Source organism: Mycobacterium sp. NPDC049093 (assembly GCF_040704635.1).
Lineage (GTDB): Bacteria > Actinomycetota > Actinomycetes > Mycobacteriales > Mycobacteriaceae > Mycobacterium.
The window spans coordinates 31,563-57,910 of record NZ_JBEZJS010000002.1 but is presented as its reverse complement, the minus strand read 5'-3'; the positions used below and the strand labels follow the sequence as shown (position 1 = coordinate 57,910).

The 26,348-nt window shown below is 63.1% G+C and carries 25 protein-coding genes; 16 read left to right on the top strand and 9 right to left on the bottom strand.

The window, feature by feature from the left end:
* The first annotated feature begins 106 nt into the window (after nt 1-106).
* Nucleotides 107-568: a MarR family winged helix-turn-helix transcriptional regulator gene (locus tag AB0876_RS05885; RefSeq protein ID WP_491837085.1), complete on the top strand. Its 462-nt coding sequence runs from the start codon at nt 107-109 to the stop codon at nt 566-568.
* On the opposite strand, the gene AB0876_RS05880 is transcribed toward AB0876_RS05885, so the two are convergent.
* From AB0876_RS05880 to AB0876_RS05845, 8 genes are all read right to left on the bottom strand, one after another.
* Nucleotides 529-2,790, bottom strand: a complete 2,262-nt coding sequence (locus AB0876_RS05880) for an MFS transporter (RefSeq protein WP_526041481.1) — start codon at nt 2,788-2,790, stop codon at nt 529-531. The genes AB0876_RS05885 and AB0876_RS05880 overlap by 40 nt on opposite strands.
* 65 nt (nt 2,791-2,855) lie before the next feature.
* Nucleotides 2,856-4,358: a PEP-utilizing enzyme gene (locus AB0876_RS05875; protein ID WP_234814792.1), complete on the bottom strand. Its 1,503-nt coding sequence runs from the start codon at nt 4,356-4,358 to the stop codon at nt 2,856-2,858.
* 95 nt (nt 4,359-4,453) lie between these two features.
* The gene (locus AB0876_RS05870) at nt 4,454-5,578 is read right to left on the bottom strand and encodes a TIGR03857 family LLM class F420-dependent oxidoreductase (RefSeq protein WP_036446607.1); all 1,125 of its coding nucleotides are present in this window, start codon (nt 5,576-5,578) and stop codon (nt 4,454-4,456) included.
* Between the two features lie 145 nt (nt 5,579-5,723).
* Nucleotides 5,724-7,364, bottom strand: coding sequence for a PEP-utilizing enzyme (locus AB0876_RS05865; protein WP_234814791.1), 1,641 nt, complete (start codon nt 7,362-7,364; stop codon nt 5,724-5,726).
* On the bottom strand, nt 7,361-8,875 hold the full coding sequence (locus AB0876_RS05860; RefSeq protein ID WP_036446608.1) for a pyruvate, phosphate dikinase: 1,515 nt from the start codon (nt 8,873-8,875) through the stop codon (nt 7,361-7,363). The genes AB0876_RS05865 and AB0876_RS05860 overlap by 4 nt, the downstream gene beginning before the upstream one ends.
* Nucleotides 8,872-9,489 carry a hypothetical protein gene (locus AB0876_RS05855; RefSeq protein ID WP_036446609.1) on the bottom strand — a complete coding sequence of 206 codons (618 nt, stop codon included), beginning with the start codon at nt 9,487-9,489 and terminating at the stop codon, nt 8,872-8,874. The genes AB0876_RS05860 and AB0876_RS05855 overlap by 4 nt, the downstream gene beginning before the upstream one ends.
* 44 nt (nt 9,490-9,533) lie before the next feature.
* Complete coding sequence (locus AB0876_RS05850; RefSeq protein WP_051577038.1) at nt 9,534-10,451, bottom strand: DUF7064 domain-containing protein; 918 nt, start codon at nt 10,449-10,451, stop codon at nt 9,534-9,536.
* A gap of 51 nt (nt 10,452-10,502) precedes the next feature.
* Nucleotides 10,503-11,951 (bottom strand): PEP-utilizing enzyme, encoded by a 1,449-nt coding sequence (locus AB0876_RS05845; RefSeq protein ID WP_234814795.1) that lies wholly within the window; start codon nt 11,949-11,951, stop codon nt 10,503-10,505.
* Nucleotides 11,952-12,237: 286 nt separating this feature from the next.
* On the opposite strand from AB0876_RS05845, the gene AB0876_RS05840 reads away from it, so the two are divergent.
* From AB0876_RS05840 to mceG, 15 genes are all read left to right on the top strand, one after another.
* The gene (locus AB0876_RS05840; protein WP_036446610.1) at nt 12,238-12,843 is read left to right on the top strand and encodes a TetR/AcrR family transcriptional regulator; all 606 of its coding nucleotides are present in this window, start codon (nt 12,238-12,240) and stop codon (nt 12,841-12,843) included.
* A gap of 695 nt (nt 12,844-13,538) precedes the next feature.
* The gene (locus AB0876_RS05835) at nt 13,539-14,477 is read left to right on the top strand and encodes an MlaE family ABC transporter permease (protein ID WP_237165683.1); all 939 of its coding nucleotides are present in this window, start codon (nt 13,539-13,541) and stop codon (nt 14,475-14,477) included.
* A 134-nt stretch (nt 14,478-14,611) separates the two neighbouring features.
* Nucleotides 14,612-15,349 carry an ABC transporter permease gene (locus AB0876_RS05830; protein WP_234814790.1) on the top strand — a complete coding sequence of 246 codons (738 nt, stop codon included), beginning with the start codon at nt 14,612-14,614 and terminating at the stop codon, nt 15,347-15,349.
* A 22-nt stretch (nt 15,350-15,371) separates the two neighbouring features.
* Complete coding sequence (locus tag AB0876_RS05825) at nt 15,372-16,460, top strand: MlaD family protein (RefSeq protein WP_036450122.1); 1,089 nt, start codon at nt 15,372-15,374, stop codon at nt 16,458-16,460.
* Nucleotides 16,457-17,461 (top strand): MlaD family protein, encoded by a 1,005-nt coding sequence (locus AB0876_RS05820; RefSeq protein WP_036446613.1) that lies wholly within the window; start codon nt 16,457-16,459, stop codon nt 17,459-17,461. The genes AB0876_RS05825 and AB0876_RS05820 overlap by 4 nt, the downstream gene beginning before the upstream one ends.
* Nucleotides 17,462-17,478: 17 nt before the next feature.
* Nucleotides 17,479-18,420, top strand: coding sequence for an MlaD family protein (locus tag AB0876_RS05815; protein WP_169618742.1), 942 nt, complete (start codon nt 17,479-17,481; stop codon nt 18,418-18,420).
* Nucleotides 18,420-19,535 (top strand): MlaD family protein, encoded by a 1,116-nt coding sequence (locus tag AB0876_RS05810; protein ID WP_036450124.1) that lies wholly within the window; start codon nt 18,420-18,422, stop codon nt 19,533-19,535. Before AB0876_RS05815 ends, AB0876_RS05810 begins: the two co-directional genes overlap by 1 nt.
* A complete protein-coding gene (locus AB0876_RS05805; RefSeq protein ID WP_526041480.1) occupies nt 19,532-20,533 on the top strand; it encodes an MlaD family protein in 1,002 nt (333 codons plus the stop codon). Before AB0876_RS05810 ends, AB0876_RS05805 begins: the two co-directional genes overlap by 4 nt.
* On the top strand, nt 20,530-21,486 hold the full coding sequence (locus AB0876_RS05800; protein WP_036446616.1) for an MlaD family protein: 957 nt from the start codon (nt 20,530-20,532) through the stop codon (nt 21,484-21,486). Before AB0876_RS05805 ends, AB0876_RS05800 begins: the two co-directional genes overlap by 4 nt.
* Before the next feature lie 39 nt (nt 21,487-21,525).
* Nucleotides 21,526-22,176 (top strand): hypothetical protein, encoded by a 651-nt coding sequence (locus AB0876_RS05795; protein WP_036446618.1) that lies wholly within the window; start codon nt 21,526-21,528, stop codon nt 22,174-22,176.
* Between the two features lie 49 nt (nt 22,177-22,225).
* A complete protein-coding gene (locus AB0876_RS05790; protein ID WP_234814789.1) occupies nt 22,226-22,867 on the top strand; it encodes a hypothetical protein in 642 nt (213 codons plus the stop codon).
* 43 nt (nt 22,868-22,910) lie between these two features.
* The gene (locus AB0876_RS05785; RefSeq protein WP_237165681.1) at nt 22,911-23,342 is read left to right on the top strand and encodes a hypothetical protein; all 432 of its coding nucleotides are present in this window, start codon (nt 22,911-22,913) and stop codon (nt 23,340-23,342) included.
* A complete protein-coding gene (locus AB0876_RS05780; protein ID WP_234814787.1) occupies nt 23,339-23,758 on the top strand; it encodes a hypothetical protein in 420 nt (139 codons plus the stop codon). Before AB0876_RS05785 ends, AB0876_RS05780 begins: the two co-directional genes overlap by 4 nt.
* Nucleotides 23,759-23,915: 157 nt before the next feature.
* A complete protein-coding gene (locus AB0876_RS05775; RefSeq protein ID WP_051577040.1) occupies nt 23,916-24,425 on the top strand; it encodes a hypothetical protein in 510 nt (169 codons plus the stop codon).
* 57 nt (nt 24,426-24,482) lie between these two features.
* Entirely contained in the window at nt 24,483-25,565 is a 1,083-nt protein-coding gene (gene mceG / locus AB0876_RS05770; RefSeq protein ID WP_081814177.1) for an ABC transporter ATP-binding protein MceG, read from the top strand.
* 192 nt (nt 25,566-25,757) lie between these two features.
* Here mceG and AB0876_RS05765 read toward each other — a convergent pair whose 3' ends face one another.
* On the bottom strand, nt 25,758-26,159 hold the full coding sequence (locus AB0876_RS05765) for a hypothetical protein (protein WP_133058156.1): 402 nt from the start codon (nt 26,157-26,159) through the stop codon (nt 25,758-25,760).
* Nucleotides 26,160-26,348 lie beyond the last annotated feature (189 nt).

Sequence of the window (26,348 nt, the reverse complement as noted above, 5' to 3'; positions counted from 1 at the left end):
TCCTTCGGGTGGATGGTCGGCTCCAATTGGAGGCGTTAGAGATGAACGCGGGGTGGCCATGTATTTCATCCCGTCCGACTAAATCGGATCCGATATAATTTGGAACATGGCGCCCGAGGCTCCGCAACTCTCCGATTTCCTCTGCTTTGCCGTCTACTCGGCCAACCTCGCGTACGGCAAGGCCTACAAGCCGATCCTGGATCGACACGGCATCACGTACACGCAGTACATCGCGCTCGTCGCGCTCTCGGAACAGGATCACCAGACGGTCGGCGGCCTCGGGGAGAAGTTGTTCCTGGAGTCGAACACGCTGACTCCGATCCTCAAGCGGCTCGAAGCGCTGGGATACGTGACGCGGCAACGCGATCCCGACGACGAGCGTCAGGTGCGCGTCAGCCTCACCGACGCCGGCCGCGCGCTCCGCGCGCAGACCCTGGAGATGGACCTGCTGGCCGCGACGGGGCTGTCACTGGACGAACTCACGACCATGCAACGCGGCGTGTCCACGCTGCGGGACAACCTGCGCAACTACTCGCGATCCGCCGTTGATCCTGCGGCCACGGCGTGAACGTTCGAGTGGGCCGCGCCCTCTGCGCGGGATGAACGTCGACAGTCCTCTGGGATGACCAGGACCGGAGTGGTGGAGTGCGCGACGACGGCGCCGGCCACGCTGCCTTCCAGGTGGCCCAGCAGCCCGCTGCGCCGGTGCGGGCCGACCACGATCAGGCTGGCGTTGTGTTCCTGAGCCGTCTCGACGATGCCTTTCCAGATGGGCGCCGCTTCGACGGTCGCGCTGCGGGCGGAGAAACCCACCCTGGTGGCCAGCGATGCGCCGTGAGCAGCGGTCTGCTCGGCGGCCCGTCGTACCTCGGTCGCCTGGTCGGCGTCGAAATGCGTCGCCTCGACCGGCGTGAATCCGACATCCACCGGTTGCCAGACACAGACCACCAGGGCTTCGCGACCGACGGGCAGTTCGGCTGCGGCGCGTTCGATGGCGCCGGCGGCGCGTAGTGATCCGTCGTAAGCGAATAGCACCGGTCCGGTGGCGGCGACTGACATCGCGCCCGCCTCGGATGCCGTCACCCGCCGGTCACGGGTTGGTTCGGGGATCGGTGCGGGCAGGCCGGGACGGAGCCGCGCCAGCAGGGGCGGCGAGTACCAGGCCGGCGATTCACCGTCGAGGAACTGGTCGAGGTCGGGCTTCTGGGGCCGGGCACCACTGAGTACATAGACAGCCACTCCGAAGACGGCGCCACCGACGGCCAGTCCGAATCCGATCCACAGGGCGTCGCCGGCGCCCGCGGTGAGACCGCCGGCCGCTTTGGCCGCGAAATGGGCGAAGATCGGCGCCACCATGAAGGCGGCCACGGCCCGCAACAACTCGATGATTGCGAACACGCGCTGAAGGCTGTTGGACTGCAGCGAGAATCCGGCGACGAACAGTGCTGGGGCCACCGTGGCGCCCAGCGCCAGCCCGGTCAGCGCCGAGGCGAGCAGGGCCAGCGGTTGGTTGGTCGGAATAGCGAGCCGAAACAGCACGATTCCGGCGGCGAGCAGGCCCATGCCGACGAGCGGAAGGTAGTGCATCGACCGCTTGGAGATGACCGAGCCGAACACGAACGCCATCACAATCGCGCCGCCGAGTTCCGGAAGGTACAGCAGCCCCACCTGTACCGGGCTGTAGGTCTCCATGAAGACCTGGGCTGTCAGCGCGGTCGCCGCCACCGACGCGGCCGCCGCGAACAGCGCGACACCGACGCCGGCGACGGGAATCGCACTGGTCAGCATGGTGCGCACGGTCAGCAATGGCCGGCGGGACCGGAACTGATACACGATGAGCGCCACGATCAGGACCAGGCCGCCGAGCATCGGCACGATCGCCACCGGGTCGGTGAATTCATGGCTGGTCAGTTGTGCGGCACCTATGAAAGCGGCGGCGCAGCCGACCGACGCCAATCCGATGGCCCGCAGGTCACGTGGTGCGTCGAGGTCGGCTGGTGGGGCGTCCTCGAAGGTCAGGGCCGCCATGATGAGGGCTCCGACGGCGATCGCGGCGATGATCCAGAACAGGGGCCGCCATGCGAGGGCCTCGGCCTGCGCACCGCCGATGAACGGGCCGAGCGCGACGGCCCCGAACACGCACATGTTCATGATCACGGCGGTGTGCCGCAGCTTGTCCCGGGGGAAGCCGATGGTCAGCGGCGGCGCCGCGGCGATCAGCAGCATGCTGGTGGCCAGGCCTTGCAGGATGTGACCGCCGATGAACATCGCTCCGTTGACCGCCGACGCGGCGATCACCGACCCCAGGACCAGGACGACTGCGTAGACCAACAGCATCCTGCGCTGGGGCAGGTGCTGGGCGAACTGCACCGCCAGGACCGTGCCCACCGCATAGGCGGCATTACCCAGGCCGAAGCCGAGACTCATGGTCTGCGCCGACAGGTTCAACTGCTCGGAGATGATCGGTACCAGCGGATCGACCGCGGCAGACAATGCCAGGTAGGGGATCAACGCCAGGGTGACCATGGCGGCCACCGCGGGGTACCGGCCGGCGAGTGGACCCTGGCGCGTCGGTATGTCGGCCAACGCCTGATCTGCCATCAATTCCAGGACTGAGTCCTTGTCTGCCACGTGTCGGTAGAGCGCGCGCGGTGTACACCCCAGGCGCTCTGCCAGTGCCCGCATCGACACCGCCTGAAGGCCCTCGATGTCGGCTATCGCCCTCGCCTCGCCGACGATGGCTTCGAGACGCAGGAAGTTGCGGTAACCGCGTTCGTCAATCTCGCTCAACGAAATTCCCTACCGTCGGGGTCGGGGTCGGTGAAAATGGCATCGCGCGAGGCTACCCCGCCGGATTACGTCGCGGCTTGGAGAACCGTGACCACCCCAGTACCACCGTCTACGCGTAACAGATCACCGGTGCGCAGCAAGTGCGTGCCGTTTCCCGTTCCGATCACGCAGGGCATGCCCATCTCGCGGGCCACGATGGCACCGTGGGATCCGGTCGATCCGATGTCGATGACGGCACCCGCAGCCAGGTGGAACGCCGACGCCCAGGACGGGTCGGTGGTTCGGCACACCAGGACCTCGTCGGGCTCGAGATCATCGAGATCGTCGGCGCTGTTGAGAACGCGGGCCAGGCCTTCGGCGACGCCATGGGCGGCAGCGACTCCGGTCACGCTATCCACCCGACCAACCTGAACGGCCGGCAATTCGACCGGTACTGGTTGGCCGACCCACGCGTCCGGTACGTCCATCTGCTCGTAGGCTTGCCGGAGCGCGCGGCGTGTTGCGATCAGGCTGCGAGCGTCGAGTGGAGGCGTACCCCTGATCTCGTCCATCGTCAGGTAGAACACATCGTCCACACAGTCGATGACGCCTTCGCTGACCAACTCGCGTCCGCGGACTCCGCACGCCGCGCGGGCCCCATCGAAAGCCATTGCCAGCGCGGCTTTTCCTTCTTCACGCAGCGGAATGTAAGTTGCGGCCAGCTTCAATAGCAGACGACCCGCGGGTCGCTTGGCCCTCGGCAGCGATGAGAGCAGAACCTGCTCTGCTGCCAGTCGCGTCTGCGTGCGTTCTGCGGCCTGTGCGGCGAGGTCCTGCCGAGTGGGCGCGGACCGGTATTTTTCGACCATCCGCTGTACCAGTTCGGGCTTTTCTCGCCAGGACGGATTGGACACCTCGATCTCCCCGGCGCACCGGTAGCCGTAGTCGGCGAGAAACGCGGCGAGTGTCGACTTACCCAGGGCCACATCGTTTAACGCCGCGACGAACTGCGTTTCAACCATCTGCCCGTAACCGGTGGACAGCTCCAAGTGCAGTCCCGGTCGTTCGATGGAGACCGCGAGCTTGTCCAGCGCGTCGAAGAGGCCTTGCGCTACAAAAGTGAGCGTGACGTGCTCGCGCATCGAGTATTCGAGCATCTTCAGCGCCTGAGCGAACTGGACATCGACCGAGCGGGCCATCCCCGCGGGCGTGGTCGCCAGTCTCCACCAAGCATGCACCTCGCCGGACATCCGGCGGATGCGCTTGGGCAGCCTGAATATCGTGACAGGGGCCTTCGCCGCCACGATCGGATACCGGCGTTTGGACTTGGTGTCCGGCGCGTCGGCGCGTGAGGACCCGAAGATCTGTTCCTCGAACGATGCACCCGACTGGCCGGGAATGAGGTCACTGACGCGTCGGAAGTAGTTGATACTGGCGGTGAATCGACCGTAGAAGACGGTGGATGAGGATTCGGCCGGAGTCCTGGCCACGGTGACCTCGTCTGGGCGTAGCACTCCTAGGTCGTGGAACGTGCCGTTGACGGCCAAGTCGCTGACTGGCAGCCACAGCGTGGCGCCGAGCGGACTCATCACACCTTGATAGTTCTCCCGAGTGTTGATGGTCGACCACGCGTCATGGGGACCTGATACTCGGTGCATCGGGTTCGGTGCGTGTAGGTCGAGAGTCATCGATTCACCGCAGTCGTCGTCCGGCGCCAAGCGGCGAGTACATCGGCGTTCTGGCCGGGTGTGCTTCCGTAGGTGGAGATCTCGTCCGCGCCAGCCTGTTTGAACTCCCGCAATTTGTCGGCGCACTGGGTTGCGGTGCCGAACGCACAGGACGCGTCCATCCACTCGTCGGGCACGAGACGGGCCACGTCCATCAATTGGATACGATGGAACGCGGTGTCCGCCAATTCATCTCCCGCTCCATTCTGCATGCGGTCGACTTCGGAGCGGATCTTTTCGACCGGCCCAAGGTCCCATTCGTTGACTTTTGCCAGTGCAGCGCCGTATTCAGGTGCTTGCAGATAAGTCACGGCTCGAGCATGGGCCAGCGCACGGGCCTCGTCGATGTCGAGGTCGGGCGCGGTGACCACGCACTGGACGATGCGCAGGGAGTGTGGATCCCTGCCGATGGTTTCGCAGGCCTGTCGCAGCCGTGTCACTGATCGGGATGTGGCATCGGGAGACATCATCGGGGGCAGGATGACGCCGTCGAAGGCCCTGGCAACGGCTGCCGAGGCTTTGGGCATCCCGAAGGTGCCGTAGAGCATTTTGGGTGCGGGGCCGACGTAGATGTCTCCCAGCTTGATGTCGCGGTACGTTCCCGCCGGTCCGTCGTAGGACACGACCTCCCCGTCCCACAGCCGCCGCAGAATTTTGACGTAGTCGACCACGCCGGCAAAACCGGCCGTCTGCAGGCCTTCGTGCCGCAAGTAGGCATGGTCGCCTCGACCGAGTCCCAGGAGGAACCGGGGGCCGAAAGCGGCGTGCATCGTGGCGCCGAACGCGGCCATGTGTAGGACATGCCGACGTGCCGGCGAGACCAGTCCGGTGCCTAGGCCCACGCGAGTGGTGCGCGCACCCACTGCGCCGAGGACGACACCAGCTTCTTTGAGATTCCATCTCTCCGACAGATAGACATTGGCGAAGCCCAACTGTTCGGCTTCGGCCCCGTCCTGGATGCCCTGGACCACAGTTCTGGCCGCAGTCTGATCGATGTGGTTCTCAGGTAGGGCCGAAACCACCCGCCCCGCAATGAGATAGGCGCTGAGATCGTCTATGACAGCGCGGTGTTCGTTGGTCATTGTGTATGTCTACAGCGTGTACATGGCATTGGTCAATGCCATCGACGGAGAATGTGCCGCGAAATATTCTGCGGCGCTTGCCTTTCAGGCATGGGGCAACGCGGTGAGCAATTAGTTGAGACCGACATTGCCGCGACCTGATGACCTAATCGACGGAAGCGGCCGATTTCACGGCTGGTGAGAGTGCGGTCACCACACCGCGGTCCCCGTCGACTCGAACCAATTGGCCGTCGGCGATCCGTCGACTACCGTCTTCGGTTCCGCAGACGCAAGGGATTCCGAGTTCACGCGCCACGATCGGGCCATGGCTGAGCAGGCCGCCGTGATCGGTCACAACGCCACCGGCGACCAGGAACAGCGGAACCCAAGCCGGGTCGGTGGTCTCGCAGATCAGGATGTCCCCGTCTTCGAGTTCCACGCCGTCCGGGTCGCGCACCACGCGGGCTCGCCCCTCGGCCACACCGCCGCTGGCCGCCACGCCACTGAGAGTGTGGCCGGCAAGCAGTTGCTGTCGCTCCTGGTCATCGACCACGATGGGCACTGGCTGGCCCGACCACGATTTCGGCAGCCGAATCGCCTGCCGAGCTGTGTATTTGGCGATTCTCTTGGCAACCATTTCTCGTTGATCGGTGTTGACTCCCGCCAGCACCATGTCGTATCCGAGATGAAAGATGTGCTCCGGTTCGTCGATGACTCCGCGAACGGCGAGGATCTCACCCATGCGCCGGGCCGCCGCGCGGGCGACATCCATGGTGATCAGATAGCCGGCCTTACCCTGTTCGCGCAGTGCGAGGTAACGTGCCGCTGTCCTGACGAGGACCTGCGCAGCCGGTCGCTTGGCCCGCGGGCTGGCGCTGAGCAATCGGCGTAGCGCGTCCTCACGTGTGTCCTGCTGATTGGCGCCGCGGCGCCGCGGCGCGCGGGGGCTGTCCGCGGAGATGAGGCGATAGTCGGCGAGCCGTGCCAGTACTGGCGTGGGATCCTCGCGCCAGGTGACGCCGGACAGTTGGCCCTCATTCGGGCCGTGATAACCATGCCGGCCATTGAATTCGCCGAGACTGATCTCGTCGTGAGCCAGTGCCCACAGGTCGTGCGCTACCTCGTTCTCGTCGGAACCCACGCCGGACAGCAGCGCGGTCTCCAGGCCGGTGTGGCCGGCCTTCCTCGCCATGTCCGCGACCTTCTCCGCCAATGACGAACTCACCATGGCGACGCCCATGTGAATGCTCATCACATCTTCGAACCGTGCTTGGGCGTCGGCGAGGGTCGCGGCACAGTCGCGTTCGTTCATCTCGGGGATGCGGTCGATCACGCCGCGCCGCCATGTTCGCAGACCTGCGAACATGGCGTCGTGACGTCTCGGAGTTCGGATGAGCCAGCGCGGCGCCTTGGCGATGATGAAGGGATAACGTCGGATTGTGTTGGCATCGACCGTTTCCGGGCGTGCATAGCCAAAGAGCTGCTGCTCCACTGCGCTGGCGGAGGTTCCGGGCATCCGGTTGGCGATGTCGCGGAACTTGTCGATGTTTCCGGCGCCCCACCCGTCGAACACCGACCAGAAACAATCCTGGATCCTGGCAGGAACCTCGACCTCGTTCGCGGAATACACCCCGAGGTCGTAGAACATGCGCCGGAAGGCGAGCTCCATGGGTCTGAAGACGAAGCCGAGCCCCAGCGTGCTGAAGACGCCGGGGAAAGCCTCGGCCACGTTTCCGGTCGTCCACGTTTGCTGAGCACGGGGACTGCTTGAGTCCAGCGTGTGCAGCATGGAATCGACGGTCGTCATTGCGCTCCGATGCGACGGTGGTAACCATCGACCAGACTAAGCAGGGTGACGGCGGGGTCGTCTTCGCCGAGGACGTCCCGAAACCAGCCTTCGATGAGCTGGAGGTCGTCGTCGTCGGACGCCACGGGCGGCTGCACTGGCAACTCACCGAGGTGGACAGTCCCGGCCTCGGCATCGACGGTGACGATCTTGCCCGCGAGGTCGGTCATGGAGCCGACCCCACACCCCACCACGCAGGGAATCGCCATCTCGCGACACACGACCGCGGCATGCGATGTCGATCCGCCGAGTTCGGTCAGCACCGCCACCGCCGCCGACATCGCAGCGACGTCATCTGGGTCAGTGGTGGGGCGCGCGAGGATGACGGCTAGCCCCTCATCGGAGAGTTGCTCGGCCATGTCGGCGTCGGTGACCACAAGCCCGCTTGCGACTCCTGGGCATGCTGATTTGCCCGCGGCTACCGGGGGTGATGCTGAGACAGCCTTGGGGTCCAAACGGGGCCGGAGCATTGCGTGCACATGTTCGGTCTGTACGCGATCGAGCGCCTCGGAGACGCTGATGATCCCGTCGCGCTGTAGGTGCACGACGCTTCGCAGGGCGGCCCGCGGGGTCCGTTTGGCCGAGCGGGATTGCAGCAGCCACAACCGTCCTGACTGCACCGTGAATTCGATGTCCTGAACGTCGCGACCGTTGCGCTCGAGTATCTCGGTGGCAGCCAACAGTTCACGATGCACCGCCGGCATGGACGTGCCGAGTTCCTGAAGGTTCAACGCATCTTTGCGGCCAGACACCACGTCCTCACCCTGACCGCGCGGCAGCCATTCGCCGTAGGGGTCGGCGTTGCCGGTCAGCGGATCCCGGGAGAAGAGCACACCGGTGCCTGACTGGTCGTCCAAGTTGCCGAATACCATGGCCTGCACCGTGACAGCGGTCCCACCATCCTCGGGGATGTTGCGCGAACGCCGGTACGCGGCGGCGCGCTTGGAATGCCACGAATCGAGCACGGCACGGATCGCGAGTTCGAGCTGGGCCCACGGCTCATCCGGCGGAGTTGTGCCCACTACCTTCTCGAACTGTTCGACGAAGCGATGCCGGGTGTCCGCCGCGTAATCCGGGTCGCCGGTCTCGACGGCCAGCGCCCTCTCGATGTCCGCTGTCATGCCCAGGTTCAGGACCGTGTCCATCATCCCCGGCATCGAGATCGCTGCGCCAGAGCGCACCGACACCAGCAGCGGTCGCTCGGGCACGCCGAAGTTGCGTCCCGTCTGCTCCTCCACGCGCTGCAGTGCCCGTCGGACCTCATCGATCAGGTCCGACGGAAATTCCCTTCCGCCGGCGTGGTAGTCCCGGCAGACGTTAGTTGTCACGACGAACGCCGGGGGCACCGGAATACCCAAGGCCAACATGTTCTGAATGCTCCACGCCTTACCGCCCGCGATCTCGCGAGTGAGCGTGCCGTCGCCGCGCAAGGGCTGTACCCGATCGGCGAGGTGGTCGGTGGAAACACTCATTCGGCTCTCCCTGCCGCTGCTTCTTCGATCCGGGACAGGCCGGCCAGACCGATGAGGTCCTCATGCAACTCGAACCAGACCGTGTGATAGCTGTCGGCCAGCGGCTTTGCGAACCATGAATGATCGCCGGCCGTCACGCGATCGAGCGCGTTGGCCAACCGGGCCGGGTAGTGTCCCAGCCGCGGCGCGACCTCGACCATGCGGTCCACCAGCGGTGTGAACTCGGCGTCGAGCGCGACCAGGTCATCCACGATCGCCTGGTCGTACTCCGGGTCGGTGTGGTCGTTGGGCGTGTCTGGGCCCTTGAGTTGCCATCGCGTCATCAGCGATTTCAGCGCGCTGTTGTGCTCATCGAACTCGGTGTACAACGCCGCCAGCGCTTCGTGGTCGACCGTGCTCCGCTCGGCCACCAGCGTCTCGTCCAGTTGGTCTCGGCCCTGTGGCGTGAGCTTTAGGCGCCCCCGGACTTCCTCGACAAGATTGTCAGAAGTGAATTCCTTGATGTAATCGTCGCTCTGGACTGCCGTGACGCCGGCCGCAGCCGGAAGATCTGCTGCGAGAACTCGCCCCTTGAGTCGAAGCGCCCGGAGAAGCCGAAGTCGCTCGATGTCCATGCTGAACTCCTTTGTCGGTATCGTCGGCCGGTGTGTGCTAGCCGTCAGAACACGCGGTGGACGATGCCCTGTTCGACGAAGCCGGCGCCTTCGGCCTCACCATCGGCCAGGGTCATGAAATCGTCGTAGGTGCCGAAGGCGGGACCGTCGGTGTCGCGGCCCATGGGCACGAAGAATCCGGCCAGACGGTTCGACATCGTGACGGTCTTCTCGCGGCCGTCCGCCAAAGTCATGGTGCTGGAGAGGAACTGTGCGGCGGCGTTGCGGCGAAAACCCATATCGGTGATGAGTACCGCGCCGTTGTCGTCGACCCAGTAGCCGTCTGCGCGCAGGCTTCCATCGGTGCCGAGGAATTTCATCGCGGAGACGAAGCTGTCGCCGATGACGCACACCAGGCCGGCGTATTCGATCCACTGCGCCGCCTCATCGCGGAAACCCCATGTGCGGTCGCGCATTCCGGTCGCATCGAGCGTCCAGGTACGCCCGCCGTGCTCGATGGTGCCGCGGAGGGTGCAAGCCTGTTGGTAATGCTGCAGCGGCTTGCCGGGAACCAGCGGAGGAATGAGCTCGTTGAGCGCGAAATCAGCGGGAACCCAGAGCGGAGCGTTGCCGAGTAAAACCTTCAAATCGGGGTGGTCGACGGTGATGGTGCCGTCCAGGCCGAACGAGATGGATTCACTGGCGAAGGATCCCAGCGGAAGCGGCTCAATGATCTCGATGATCTGGTTGTCCACCTGCAGGGAGAACCGCGCTCGACGCGCCTTGGAGTCGTTGGGCGACGTCGAGACGTGGATGCTGCCGTAGATGTTGCCGGCCACATCCCAGAAGGACAGGTAGGCGTTGTCCTTCCAGGTCGGGTCGGATGGACCGGCCGCGTCGGCGTGGATCGCCGTAGACAGCGGCCCCCAGGCAGCGGCGCCCCCGGCGTTGGGCGAGATGTCGGTGCTTGTCGCGGTGCTCATCAAATAACCTTTCGTCGTAATGCAATTGGTGTGATCGGTGACCGAAAAACTTCAGGACGCGGCAGCTGGCGTCAGCACTTCGATTGTTCCGGCCGCACCGTCGACCCGGATGAGGTCGCCGGTGCGCAGGATGGAGGTGCCGTTGCCGGTGTTCATCACGCAAGGGATTCCGAGTTCGCGAGCGACGACGGCGGCATGGCTCATCATGCCGCCGATGTCCACCACGAGCGCCGCGCTGAGGAACATAAGCGACACCCAGGACGGATCGGTGGTATGGGCGACCAGAATGTCTCCGTCGTCCACATCAGCATCAGCGGGGTCGATCACCACGACGGCGCGGCCCTCCACGATCCCGGAGCAGGTGCCGATACCCGACAACGATGTCACCGAACCGGCGGCCTGCGTCTCCAGTGCTTGTGGTTCGGGGGTTCCGGTCCACGCGCTGGGGACAGTCAACGCCTGATACTCCAGGCGCAGTTCGCGGCGCGCGCCGACAATCTGGCGCAGATCGGCGCGGGGATCGGTCAGCGTGGGCCCGGACAGTTCATCGGCGGTCAGATAGAAGGCGTCTTCCGGATCATCGATCCGTTCCGCCTCCGCCAGGAGGGCGCCGATGTGGCGGGCTCCGGCACGCAGCACGTCGATGCACTGGAGGTAGGACACCTTGCCGGTGCCGCGCAGCGGGATGTATCGACGGGCCAGCTTCAACACGATGCGGGCGCGCGCGACTCCGGCTCGGCTTGATGAGGAAAGCAATGCCCGTTCGGCGCTCTCACGCATCACGACCCGATCGGCCGCGTCTGCGTTCGGGGATTCGGAATCGGGCTTAGCGCGGTAGCGCTCTACGAGGGTGCGCACGGTGTCCAGATCTTCACGCCACACCCGCGTCTCCACTTCACCTTCCCCGGGTCCGTGATAGCCGTGGCGGAGGACGAACTCCTCGACGGTCAGATGCCCACGTGACGCCGCCCAGAGATCGTGCAGAACTGCGCCCTCCTCGTGCGAGGCGCCTCGCAGTAGGGCGGCGGGATCGACGCCTGCAGCCGAACTCATCGTCGCCAACTGCTCCTGGAGGGGCTGGATCAGCGTGGCACTGATCACCGCTTGGGCAGCGAGCGCATCGAAGAACCGGTTCCGCGCTTCCCCAATGGCCCTCTGGGAAAGGGCGAGGTTGAGACCATTCATGGTCGCGACTTCGCGTCGCCACCATCGGTCGGTTTCGGTACGCAATTTCTCGATACGTCTACCGATAGTGAGAAGGGTTCGGGGGTACCGCGCGGCGATGAACGGTAGCCGCCGATTCGAGGGAGAACTGTGGAAGTCCGGAGGCACGAATCCAAAGAAGTCCCGCGCCAATGCCTCACCAGACTGGCCGGGGATGAGGTCGCCCATCTCGCAGAGAAAGTCCACCCGGACGGCCATCCTGCCGAAGAATGCGTTGGTGATACGCCCCATCGGGTCAGCTGGGATGTGCCCACGTCGGACCGGCAGTGCTCCCATTGCCACGAATGGCTCCCGCAGGCCTAGTTCACTGGCCGGAACCCACACGCTGGCGCACAGCGGCGTCATCACCCCCGGTACGGCCTCAGCCAGGTTGATGGAACTCCACGTGGCATTTGCCGGAGAAACGCCGTTCAGGGCGTTTGGTCCGGTGTGCGCTGGTACGGCGTCAGGCCGCATCGAGACTCCGATCACGTTTCGAAGAGGGAATAAAAAATGACTCTACGGTGTATACTTCCGAACGCGCAAGGGCGCGTATTTCGGACCGGCCAAGGAGGGGCGGTGGATGAGGAGGGCAGGGCTCAGTCGTGAAGTAGTGGTTCGTGCGGCCGTGCAGATCGCCGATGCTGACGGCATCGACGCGCTCAGCATGCGTCGACTGTCGCAACGACTAGGAGTCACTCCCATGGCGATCTACCGATACCTGCCGGACAAGTCGGGCCTGGTCGATGTGGTGATCGACGAGTCGCTTCGCGTCGTACCCCTGGCGGACCCATCGGGACCGCTGATGGACGAACTGTCCCATTGTCTGAACGGTCTGTACGAACTTCTACGTGATCATCCGGGTCTCGCGCGCGCGGTCGGTGACAACCCGATGGAGGGGCCGGTCGCGGCGCAGATCGCTGACCGGGTGCTGGAGTTGTTGCAGCGCAACGGGATGGACGATGGGTCGGCGTCGGATCTGCTGGTGGCTGCGTTCAGCCTCACCCTCGGCTGTGCGCTCTATCGGTCGTCCCGTGCTGCACGCACTCAACTGTCGAAGGTGGGTGAGGAAGCGCCCGCAGTGCACCGAGTGCGGGATCGCCTCGCCATGGCGGGTGTTCAGGACGCGATGTTTCGAGGAGCGCTGGAGCGGCTCGTGGCGGGGTACCTGGGGAAGCCGACATCCTGAGCGGGGTGGGAGTGAGCGTGCGGGTCGGCCGGGGTCCGTCGTCTCAACGCGCTGCGGTGGCAACGTGTGCTCGGTGTAGCTGTTTTGGAGGTTGATGGGCAGGTGAGCGTAGTGAGAATCGAAATGCGATTCCTCCCAGGAGCTTTCGTGGGAATCGGGCTGGTCGCAGATGGCACGACTGCTTTGCTTGCGCGGGAACACGCAAAGGCCACGAGTTCCGGTAGTGGAGCTCACACGGGTTGACTCACTATGAGCTACGCCATACCATCAGAGCCCGAATCGAGATGGCCTGGCCGCGACCGCCGTTCGGGGCAGCGGCAAAGTGAGCAACAGTGCGACTTCCGAGGAAGGGGACGGGGCATGGTTGATTATGTGTGCAGCGTGGCCTTTCCAGCGGTTTCCAAGGTCGTCGAGGTCAAATTTTTTTGGGCGCAAATTTTAATTTTAATTAGAAGTAATCAGTATCCGCCCGGAGCTGCGACGAGCTGGCGAGGCGTGAGCTCGCGGATCGTCGGAGCCACCAAGTGCCTGTCGGTGTACCGCATTGGCGGTGTCGCACAGCGGGGCACGCAGAGTCCAGGCGCACTATCCGTAGTCGCCGTCGCATCAGTCCACGGTATGGAGGCCCAACGTTGACGAGTCCTTTGGATCGAGGGGCGGACAGTCCCGATTCCCGTGTGGATCAGGAGTCGGCGATGTCTGCGACTGCGCAGTTCGCCGGATCGGTCTCGGTGCTGGACCGGACGGCGGAGCCTCTGCGAGCCGGTAACGGTCATCGCGCTCAGCCTGGGCGGGTAGGCGCTGCCGCGACCACGCTTCGATCGGGCATTACCAAGAGGGGCTCAAAGCTCGCCTCGATTCCCGCTAAGAGCGCGGCGACGACGGGCCGCGGCGTCTTGTTGGCTGGAGCGATGCTGCGGTACTCCGTCACCGACCTTGTGACGCTGAAGTTGCCGTTCGGCGAGCTCATTCTCCAGGCGTGGGCGTTGTTGAAAGTTACTGCACTGCCTGCAGTTCTGATGGCCATCCCCTTCGGCGCGATGGTGGCTGTCCAGTTGTCCGGTCTGGTGAACGAGGTCGGCGCGAACTCGCTTGTGGGTTCGGCCACCGGCGTCGCGGTGCTTCGGCAGGGTGCGCCCGTCACCGCCGGGCTCTTGATGGGTGGTGCGGCTGCGGCAGCTATCGCCTCCGACTTCGGCGCCCGAGCAATCCGGGAAGAACTCGACGCGCTGCGCACACTGGGGATCGACCCGGTGCGGCGGCTTGTAGTTCCGCGATTCCTGGCGCTTCTGCTCATCACGCCGATCCTGGTGGTCATCGTGATCGCGATGGGTGTGGGTGCGGCTTTCGTCATCGCGACTGTGGTCAATGACGTCACGCCCGGCAGTTTCTGGCTGTCGTTCGGTGCCTTCGCCAAGATGGTCGACGTCTGGTTCACGATGGGCAAAGGCTTCATGTTCGCCTTCATTGTCGCTGTCATCTCCTGTCAACGCGGGATGGAAGCCACGGGCGGCCCACGTGGTGTCGCCGACGCTGTGAACGCTTCGGTCGTGCTCAATGTGCTCGTCATCGTCATCGTCAATCTGGCGATCACCCAGCTGCAGACGATGTTCTTTCCGATGGCAGTGGCGTGATGGCAACGGCGACAAGAACGTCGGCGGCAGCACCCGCGCTTCACCGGAGGGTGCTTCGTGCGCCGCTGAACTCGGTACGTAATACCTTTCGGTCGGCTGGACAATGGGCGACGTTCGTTGCGCAGACTTTCTGGATGCTGCCGATCACCGTCCGACGCTATCGCCGAGAGACCATGGGGGTGATCAACAACCTTGCGTGGGGCCGAGGGTCGATCATCGTCGACGGCGGCGTGATCAGTGTTTTGGCGATCCTGGGTATCACGGTCGGCGCGATCGTCGCGATCGAGGCGTTCGCGACGCTCAACCTGATCGGTCTCGGTGCGCTGGCCGGCGTCATCGGTGGTTGGGGGAACGTTCGAGAGATGGCACCCCTGGTGGCCGGTGTGGCGTTTGCTTCTCAGGCCGGCTGTCGGATGACCGCCGAGATCGGTTCCATGCGCATTGCAGAAGAGATCGATGCTGCGGAGGCGATGGCGTTGCGGTCCATCCCGTTCGTCGTCGGTACCCGGGTCATCGGCGGACTGTTCTGTGTCATCCCCGGCTACCTGCTTACCCTGGTGGTCAGCTTTATCACTTCGGACACCGTGATCCGGATCTTCTATAACCAGCCGGGTGGAACATACAACCACTACTTCGTGCAGTTTCTCACGCCGACAGACATCCTGTACTCGCTGTTGAAGGCGGTCGTCTACTGCACGGCGGTCACGATCATCCACTGCTACTACGGGTTTTTCGCTTCTGGTGGACCGGTCGGTGTCGGGGAAGCTTCAGGACGGGCCATTCGCACGAGTCTCGTGACGATCATGGTGTTGGACCTGGCCACCACCATCATCCTCTGGGGCCTTCGCCCGGAATTCGTGTTCAAGGGATAGGGGTCGAGCTTTGCTGTTCCGGATGTCGGCCGAGGCGGAAACGCGGCGGCTGACCACGATTGGGATCGCCCTCACGTTGTGTGTGGCTGCGGTCTTTCTGATGGCGGCGTTCAACCCGTTCGCCAAGCCCGCGACCGACCGGATCTCGGTCCGATTAGACATGCCTTACGTCGGGCAGGGCGTCGCCGACGGCACCCCGATGATGCTGCACGGGGTAAGGGTGGGTGAGGTCACCGACGTGAAGAGCATGCCCAATGGGACAGTCCGGCTGGACGCCTATCTTCAGTCGCTGCCCACCTCGGGGCTGACGGACTCGGTGGGCGTCGACTTCAGGCCGGCCAACTACTTCGGTGTCACCGGTATCAATCTGATTCCCGGGCAAGGTGGTTCACCACTTCGTGACGGCCTTCAGCTCGCCACGGTGCCCAAGGGAAACTTCACGCTGCAGGCGTTGCTGGCCCGCCTTGGGGAAATCACCGGAGGGGTGGTGACTCCGCAACTGGTCAGCGTCGTCGACCGGGCCACGCGTTATACCGATGGTCTGAACCCGATGATCGAAACTATTCTCACGGCCGCCGACGCCGTGAAGAATGTGCAGACCGTCAGCACCGAACAACTGCTACGGAACGCCACCGGCATCAGCGTCGCGTTCCCGTCGTTCATCGACGGAGCGACCGCTGCAGGCTACGGCTTCAATCAGCGCGGCGGCTTCGTCACTTTCAACGTGTCCGGCGAGGCCGCGCTTCCTGGCCAGGACGACGTCGACGAGATTGCGATGCCAGGCAACCCGCAGTCAGAAGAATATTGGCAGAAGCGCTCTCGTGCGACCCTCGACCTGCTTGCGAACTCGTTCTTCGGCGCGCTGGGCAAGCTCTTGTCCTCTCATCCCTCGGATCTGTTGCCGGCGGTGGGTCTTATAAAGACGCTCACCGACACAGTTCCAGGATTGGTATCTCCTCCGGGTATCGCAGACACGCTCAAAGAATTGCGTACGCGATTCGAGAAGCTGTATGCCGGATCGCCTGAGCAACGCGCGCTTCAAGTCCATATCGTGCTGGACAACCTGCCTGGCATACAGGCTCCGATCGACGCGATGGGAGGCCCGTCATGAAGCCGATGGGTGCGCTCTGGAGGTTCATCGTGAGTGCCGTTCTTGCGTCGCTGGTCTTCGTCCTGATCGTAAATGTCCTTCGGCAGCCGGTGTCGACTGAAACATCCCACTACACAGCGGAATTCATTGACGTATCCGGACTGCACGAGGATGCCGACGTACGCGTGCGCGGTGTCCGCGTAGGCAAAGTGGAGTCTCTAGAGCTCAAACGCGCGGGCGGTCAGAGCGTGGCCGTGGTTGGAATGAGCCTCGACAAGCGGTACGCAGTGGTGCCCAAGACGCGGCTGGCTGTGAAGTATCAAGCACTCACCGGCTTGCGGTACCTCGATGTCGTGGATCCGGCCGAAGAGTCCTCGCCACCGGATGTGGTGAAAGACATCCCAGTCTCCATGACCCGACCCTCTTTTGACATCACTACGCTGTTCAATGGGCTACAGCCGGCACTGGCTACGTTGAGCCCCAACGACATCGATATCTTCACTGAAAACGTCGCGACATTCATGTCGGGGGATGGAAACGGCTTGGGACCGATGCTCGACAGCATCCGAAAGCTGACCGAGTTCGTGGCGAACCGACAAGAAGTGGTCGCGACACTCATGCAGAACCTGTCCAACATGGCAAGCACGTTCGGCGGCCATTCGGCAGATTTCATTCAGATTTTGGAATGGCTGAACCGCCCGCTGGATGCGGCTTTGAAGGTGCTGGATGAGTTCCGCAAGTCAGAGCTCTATGGTCCGGCCTTCACGTCTTCGGCATTCCGGCTACTGCAAAACCTTGGTTTCAAACCAGGACAGGCCGATATCGACAAGGGATTGGATCGTGCGATTACCGTCTTCGACGACTACAGTGACGCCTTCAAGCGGGTGCCCGTCGTATGGGACAACGTGCAACCACCGGCCGAACCTGGGTCGCCTCTGCCCTGCTCGCGCGGACGCGCTCAACTGCCGGAATCACTGGATATTCTCCTCAATGGTCAGCGGGTGATCCTGTGCAATCAGTGAAACTGTTCGGGAATCAAATGTTTTGGGGTGTCATCGCTTTAGGTCTGGTGGTCGTGGTGGCGATCACCGCAGCGATTCTCTATATCAGCCCGCCCGGCGACAGAACCGTGGTCTTCTACACCCGCGACGCGGCATCGCTTCGTCCGGGCGACGGGGTACGCATCGCAGGTATCACGGTAGGCAAGGTGCAGGACTTGTCGATCGAGCCGAATCAGGTCAAAGTTCGGGCTTCGGTGGCGAAAGATGCGTTCGTGGGTGACCAGTCCCAAATCGATGTCCGGATGCTCACCGTGGTCGGCGGCTACTACGTGAACCTGACATCCCTGGGCAACAGTCCATTGGGCGACAAGGCTATTCCCGTCGAACGTGTGTCGATGCCCTACAACCTGATGCAGGCGCTGGCGGATGCAACGAAGGTCACCGACCGGGTAGATCCGCAGCCCATCAAGGATTCCCTCGACCAGGTCGCGGCGGGATTGACGGGAACAAACGTCGAAACCATGACCTCGATTATCAATGCCGGCAATGCCATTACAAGCTCGATCGATCGGCAGCGCGGCCAGATCAGCCAGATCCTGGACATGTCCGACGAGTACATCCTTCAACTCAGCCAGTTCAAGGGCAAGCTGCAGGAACTGGTCTCCAAGTTTTCGATCCTGGAACAGACGCTGGTCGTCTACGGCAAAGGCTTTGCCGGCGCACTCAGCGGTATGGGCGACATCGGCGATGCCTTTCTCCAGCCCTTCGGTGAGTTCTGGGTGAATCATCGCGAGGACTTCATCCAGAAAATTCATGAGTGGCAGGACAGATTCAGACGATGGGTAGACAACAACAGCAGAATCATTCCCCGCCTGCGACGTGTCAGGGACAAGATGGAACGTGTTCTGGACGCGCAGAACGCGAAGCCAGAGTTACTGGCGACCGACCTGTGCATCCCGATGCCCGGAAGCCCGTGCTGATGAGGAAGTCCACAGCGATTCACGCATGGCGTGTCACCGCGACCACACTGCTCGCTGTGTCGGTCGTCGGGACGGCCGCATCGTGCTCGCCGACCCAACCTGCGGCAACCGATTACTGCGCGCTGATGCCTGACACGGTAGGTCTCTATGCCGGTAATCCGGTGACGCAGATGGGGTTTCCCATCGGCAAGGTCACTTCGTTGACCCCCGGCCCGAACAACGTCCGCGTCGACTTCTCCATCGACCAACAACGGTGGCTACCCGATGATGTGAAGGCAGTTATCCGCTCACCATCGATACTCGCCGATCGCTCATTGGAACTGGTGGGCAACTATGAGGGCGGTCCCCGAATGACTGCGGGAAGCTGCGTCCCACGAAGCCGCTCAATGTCACCTAAGACTTTGTCCGAGGTTATCGGGTCGGCCGACACGTTCATCAACCGAATCAATCCGGACGGTTCGACGAACGTCGCAGGCACGGTGCGTGGTTTGGATCAACTGGCGCATGAAAACGGCGCCGCTGCGGGTGAACTCGTGACGCGGACGTCGACGCTGCTGGACAGCCCGGATCAGGCGATCGGCAACATCGGGTCGATCATCGAGAACCTCGGTGATCTGACCGACACCCTGGTTCAACTCCGCAGCCCGCTCAAGGAGATCCTGCAAGACGCCCGCACCACGACCGGGCAAGTGGCCACAGCCTTGGACGGCACCGCCCGGCTGGCAGGACAGACAGAGATCGGCAACCTCGGGCCGCTGATCGAGGCAGTCGCCGTGACCGAGACCCGCCTGGGCGACGAAACGCAGCTGACGCTCGACACCGTCAGTGCCTCCATCAGAAAGATGACGCCTCATGCCAACGCGCTGGCAGGACTGTTCGACCCCGTGCCGTGGTGGATCAATACCGTCGCAAACCACTACAACGCGCATCAGTTCAGCTTCTTCAACATTGCATACCGCCCGCCCATGTTTCGAGTGCGTACCCACGAAGGGCTCGCAGCGTGTGGCTTCATGAACGCGTCGATGCCCGGGAGCTGCGCCGACGTCAACGGAGTTCCCTATGCGGTCGACGTCGCGCTGCTGCAGTACGTCCTGATGCAGGCGAACCACTCATGAGGGCACGGGTATGGCGGGCGGTGACGATGGGCCTGACCGGAGCCGCGCTACTGACATCATGTACGTCGATCAGCGTGAATTCGCTGCCGCAACCGGGCGGCAGCCACTCCGATGGTTACGACGTCGTCATCGAATTCGCCAATGTGCTCAACTTGCCTGATCAGGCCAAGGTGGTCCAGGACGGCACCGCGGTTGGTGTGGTCACCCGCATCGATCTGAAGAGCGACCACGTCGACGTCACGGCCAGGATTGACCGAGATGTACTGGTGCCAAGTGATATTCATGCCACCCTCCAACAATCGACGGTGCTCGGCGACACGTATGTTGCGCTGGAACGACAACCGGCTGGGGAATCCGCAACACAATCGCTGAAGGCTGGGCAGCGAGTACCGGTAGTTCAGACCACGTCGCCGCCCCAGTTGGAAGACACCATCGCGAATATGGCGAACTTCGTCGGCAGCGGCTCGATCCAGCGCATTCAGACCTCCATCTTCGGCGTCAATAACGTGACGCCACAGCGTGATAAGGAACTGCGGGCAGTCGCCGGCCGAGTGGCCACCGACCTCTCAGACCTGTCAAACAACATGGATGTGGTCGACACGTGGCTGAACGGAGTGTCCGGCACTGCGGACGTGGTGAACAGGAACATGTCCACCTATCAGTACTGGCTGTCACCGGACGGCATGAAAGGGTTTGACCGCGGCACCCAGACGGCTGGCTACATCGGTACCGTGCTCCCGTCGATCGGGAGCATCTACAGCGGTGGCTACTGGTTGGTCCCGACTTTGAATTCGCTCGCTGACGCGGCGGGCGCCCTCCAAGGCAGCAAGTGGGACTTCGAACATGAGGGCCCTGCCTGGCGGAAACTGTTCTACGAGAACTTCCTGCCGGCCGACAAGAACCCGGCGATCAACATCACCTCGATCCAGACTCCGGACGGCCGGGAGTTGATCAACAACACCCAGGACGTGCTTCGAATGTTGGGAGCAATGCCATGAGAGCAGCGAAGAATATTGCTTCATTCGTCGCCTTCGGCGTGATCGTCGTAGCCTCCGTGGCGTACATCGCATCCTTCGGGGTGCATGTCGGCGACCCCGAAAACCGCACCACTCTGTCCATGGATGTGCCCGACATCAAGGGCCTTGTCGTTGGTTCGAACGTATTGCTACGCGGTGTGGCGGTGGGGAAGGTCACCAAGGTCGAATCCTCGGTCAACGCGGCGAAAATCGACTTCTATGTCAATGGTGACCAACGTATCCCGGTAGACAGCGATGTGCGGCTCGACAATCTGTCCGCCCTCGGTGAGGCTTACGTCGGCCTGATGCCCCGCACTGACGAGGGCCCTGTGTTGACCGATGGGCAGCACATCGCCACCGAGTCGATCGTTGTGCCGCCGTCCATCTCAGAGTTGGCCACCAGCGTGGTTCGAGTGCTCAATCAGATGGATCCCGGCGAGCTGGAGCGCATCGTGAACGAAGCCGACGCTGCGCTGCCGAACCCAGACACCGTATTGCCCAACCTTGCCCGGGCTGCCCAGCTGCTGAACAACATGGCGCTCGGTCTTAACGGCAGTGGTGAGACGGTGCTGGCCAACTCCCAGACGCTGCTCCAGAACGCTCACTGGGTCGGTCCGACCCTCGCAGATACGGCGCCTCAGTTGCGAGCGGCAGGGGACGGTGTGGCCGGCACCTACCAGGGCATGATGCGAACAGTCGCTTGGAACAACCCCCACAACATGGATTTGTTCGGCAAATTCCTCGGTCGAATTCAAAATTTGCTGGACACCAGAGGTCCGGACATCAAAGTGCTCACCCAGACCTTGACTCCGCAGTTTCAGGGGATCGGCGGCGCTCTGATGAACTTCGACACCGGGCAGATTTTGTCCAACGCCCTGTCGGGCATACCGGAAGAGGGGGCGATCACACTTCATGTCACCATCCCCGACCGGTAGATCGGGTGAACGCCCCAAAGCCTTGAGAGGACAAACTCCATGATCGACACGAAGACCCCAATTGACGCGGATGCGTCGACGTCAGAAGCCGAAGCCGAACAACACGCCGATGCAGACCACGCCCAAGACCTCGTCACGAGGCCCGAGGCCGGCGATAACACGAAGGCGCCACGGCAACTGTCGGTTTCGCTCCGTGGCTTCATCGTCGGATTGATCATCGTGGTGCTCGCCGCGGCGGCGGCGGTCTTCGGCTGGCTGTATGCCGATGCCACGAGTCAGTTGAATGCGCGAGATCTAGCCACCAACAATGGAACTCATGCTGAAGAGATCGCCAGCAACTACGCGGTGCACGCAGCCGAGATGGACTACCAGGACTTCAACGGCTGGAAACTCAAGCTGGTCAACGGCACTTCACCAGAGCTGAAGGACAAGCTGACCAAGGCTGCGGATTCCATGCAGCAGATCTTGGCGCCGCTGCAGTGGAAGTCCTCCGCTCGCCCGCTGGCGGCGAAGGTTCGGTCAGACAACGGCGGAATCTACGTCGTCGACACGTTCGTCAGCGTCCTGACCAAAACGATGCAGGCGCCTGACGGTCTGCAGTCCACGGCTACCTACAGCGTCACCTTGGACAGCAAGAACAACTGGCAGATCACCGATGTCGGTGGGATCGACGCGGCCCTCGGAAAGTGATCGCGGTGCTTCGGCCGGCATGCGAGTCAACGATAGGAGTGCGATTCGGATGCGTATGCTGACGTCCTTCTCGAACAGCGGCAGCAGAGTGACCATTCGCTGTGGTCGCGCGGCGTTGGTGGCGGCGGTTGTAGGCGCCGCGATGGCGTTGGGTTGCGCTGCTGCAGAGGCCGATCCGGTGAACGGGCCACCGGAGATGCCTCGGCCACTTTCGGTGGTGGTGCCAGGACCGTCCGACTGGCAGCCGCAGTTTCCCTTCCCCTTCGACCAGACGCGCCAGTACGTCACACCCGCGGATGTGACCGCGGAGCGGGAGATGTGCCAGTGGTACAACGCGCAGTACTCGGAGCTCAAGCACCAGGTCGAGCACCTGAACAACGCGATTGTCCGGACCAACGGGAATTTCGACGGCGACGATGTGCCGCAGCGGCTGGACATCGTCACGGCGAATCTCGATCAGGCACTCGACTTTCTGACGCCTCGCGCTCAAGCCCTCACGCAAAGCTACGACGGAGCAGGAGACATGTACTTCCCCATATATCAGGGCGATAGCTTCTACGGCCTGTGGCAACAACTCTCGAATGTGAACAACGGTCTGAAGGCCCGTCAGCCCACCTGGTTCAGCGGTCCGTCCTTCCTGCGTGCCCAGCACTGGGGGAGCAAGATCAACCGGTCTCATGTCTGTGGGTAGAACGCGTCGAAGGTGGCCCCTCGATATCAGGCTGCCGGCCGCGGTGCTGATATCGGCATGTATCCTGGCCGCCGCCGGCGCACCGGCCGCCATGGCCGATCCGTATCCTGCTCTGGCACAGGCCGTCAACGCCGCCCGGGGTGGTTCGTGCGGCGAACTGAAGCCTGATCCGAAGGCAGATAAACTCGCCGACATCGTCAATCAGTCGACTTTCACCTACGTGAATCACACGGCTGAGAATGTGCCCGCCGACGACCCGCATCCGACAGCGATCGCGAAGGACCTCGGTATCACGGGCAGCAAAGTCACGTCCCTGCAGGGTGCCGGGCTGGCTGAGAGCGACGCGATCCACGGAGTGTTGCTCGAAGGATTCAGCGCGATCCCAGATTGCTCCTACACCGAGATCGGTACCAGTGCGCTCCGGGAACCAGACAGCGGTTACACCCTCGTGGTCGTCGTGTTGGTGGGTCCATGACAATCACCGGTACTTCACGATCACGAAAGGTATTGGGCGGCAGAATCCGGGTAGTCGTCTGCGCCGTGTTGCTGGTGTGCCCGGCGGTGGGTCGTCCAGCGGCGGCGCGGGCCGACGATCCGATCACCTACGAAGTGGTTTCTGACAGCATCGGCGTGGCCACTGTCGAGTGGCAGGACGCGGCCGGACGGCAGGCGATGCAGGGTGTGACGCTTCCGTGGCGAATGGACGTACGTCTGAGTGACCCATTGGCCCAGCCGCCGAGCGGTAGCCAGGTGCGCGCCGATTGGCGCCCCGGCGCGGCACCGGGCCGGTGGGTCAGCGTACGAATCACCTACAAGGGCAAGGTAATTTGCCAGAACACGTTGGATATCGGTGATGCTGCGTGTTACGGAAGCACACGACGTGTCACGTGACTTTCTCGTGCGTTGTGATCGTCTCAAACACAGTCCCAGTGAAGAAGGCGGAGAGATGAGTCCTCGTATTCGACACGAACAGCTGATGCTTGCACCTGGGAGCGGCGTGGGCGGTACAGTTCGCTGGTTGGGAGCGTTGGCCAGTGTGATCGCTTGCATGATCAGTAGTGCGGCAACGGCGTTGGCTGATCCTGCCTCGGATGTGGGGCCGAATCCTTGGCCGGACATTCGGTACTACGACCGCGTCGATGCGGGAGCTTATGCGCAACCCGGCGGGGTGTGGTTCACCGGGCCGACCGGGCAGAACTGCGGCATCTGGGGACTCGGGAACTTCGGCTGTGTCGGCGATATCCCGGGTGCGCCCCCTGGCACGAGCCACATCGGCTGGATCAACGGCGACCGAGCGGTGCATTACGACTGGTCCATGGCGGCACGGTTTCCGAGTACCCAGGCTCAGCTGATGCTGCCGCCTAGAAGTTCCATCACGCACGAGGGAACCACGTGCGCGGCGACCCCAGACGGTAGGACCTATTGTGAGCGAGGCCCGCTGCGATTCGCCATCGAGCCGACCAAGACATGGTTGTCACCGCCGTGGATGGACCTGAGCTGGATCGAGCTGGGGCCCGCATCGTGCAGCCCTCCGGGCGGTGGCCCGTGCTACAGCTAGTGTCGGTTACTTCCCTTGCAGAGCAACGGGAGTCAGAAATTTGAGGGAGATTGACTTATGGGTGTCCAGATCGATGTGACGGGACTGAGCAAATCTTTCGGATCGTCAAAGATTTGGGAAGACGTCACATTGACGGTTCCCGAGGGCGAGGTCAGCGTGTTGCTGGGCCCGTCGGGTACCGGTAAATCGGTGTTCCTGAAGTCCCTGATCGGCCTGTTGCGCCCGGAGCGTGGCTCGATCGTGATCGATGGCACCAACATCTTGGAGTGCTCGGCCAAGGAGCTCTACGAGATCCGCACCCTGTTCGGTGTGTTGTTCCAGGACGGTGCGCTGTTCGGCTCGATGAACATCTATGACAACACCGCCTTCCCGTTGCGTGAGCACACGAAGAAGAGCGAGAGCGAAATCCGCAACATCGTCATGGAGAAGCTCGACCTGGTCGGTATGCCCAATGACGGTCACAAGTTCCCCGGTGAGATCTCCGGTGGTATGCGCAAGCGCGCCGGCCTGGCCCGCGCCCTGGTGCTCGACCCCAAGATCATCCTGTGCGACGAGCCGGACTCCGGTCTGGATCCCGTGCGTACCGCTTACCTGTCGCAGTTGCTGATCGACATCAACGCCCAGATCGACGCGACGGTGCTGATCGTGACGCACAACATCAACATCGCCCGCACGGTGCCTGACAACATCGGGATGCTGTTCCGTAAGCAGTTGGTCATGTTCGGTCCCCGTGAGGTGTTGCTGACCAGTGAGGAGCCTGTGGTCAAGCAGTTCCTCAATGGTCGGCGTATCGGGCCGATCGGTATGTCGGAGGAGAAGGACGAGGCGACTGCGGCTGCTGAGCAGGCCATGATCGAGGCCGGTCAGCATGACGGTGGTGTGGAGGAGATCGAGGGTGTGCCGCCGCAGCTGATGGCCACTCCGGGTATGCCCGAGCGCAAGGCCGTGGGCCGGCGCCAGGCCCGGGTGCGCGAGATCCTGCACACCCTGCCGCCGGCTGCGCAGGCCGCGATCCTCGATGACCTCGAGGGCACCCACAGGTACCGGGTGCACGATGGCGCCGTCGTTGCCGGTGGTGTAACAGCAGATGCGCCGACTGATGTGTTCGTCGAGGCAGCTCAGAGCGACTCGACCCGATAACGCGTTCGCCCCAGATGGTTTCGCCGCTGGCGCCTGGCGCTCTTACTGCTTGAGGAACAAGGGAATTCGGTCAGGTATAGCGCAGGAGCGCCGCACTGGAGGACGGATTCAGGATCCATACCTTCTGCGCCTCAAGGAGATCCGTGACGAACACAATGTCTGCGGTGCATGAGCAGCGGCGGATCGGCCAATCTAGACGGCTGGATATTGCGGCGGGCTGACCATGCCGACGAGCGAACGCAGCCGCGGCTCGGCCGGAGTGCCGCTGAAGCCAAAGACCCAGTCGCGGGCGGAATCCGCAAGTTCGCCCGGTAGCGGCATTTCCTTGACAGCGATTGTGCTAAGTAGTTCTTCGATCACCTGGGGGTAATCGCCGACACCCAGCTTGACGCAGATCCAGGCGCGCTCACTCCTGGTGAGCAGGCCGGCGGCCTCGGTGGCAAGGCCCCAGGCCAGCTCAGCCTGGTCGGCGCGCCCCATCGGACGGGTGGCGCGGCCAAGTCCTGCTTCTTCGGCAGGTGAATCGCCGGCGGGCACCGGATACTGGGCGAGCTCGTCGGTGCCAGGTTGCGAGGAAGGAGCAACGGGCTGCAAGCCTATTGGTGGTGATCTCCTGCACCGGGCCCGGGGCGGCCCTGTCACGCGGAACGATGAGGAAGCTGCGACGGTCTTGCTGGTGGATGCGCTTGGCAGGGGACTGTCAATCACGGTGGGAGCCCTCCCTGACAGAACAGCGGTTTCACCATCGGGATGGGGTGAGCGCACTGTGAAACGGAATTTTAA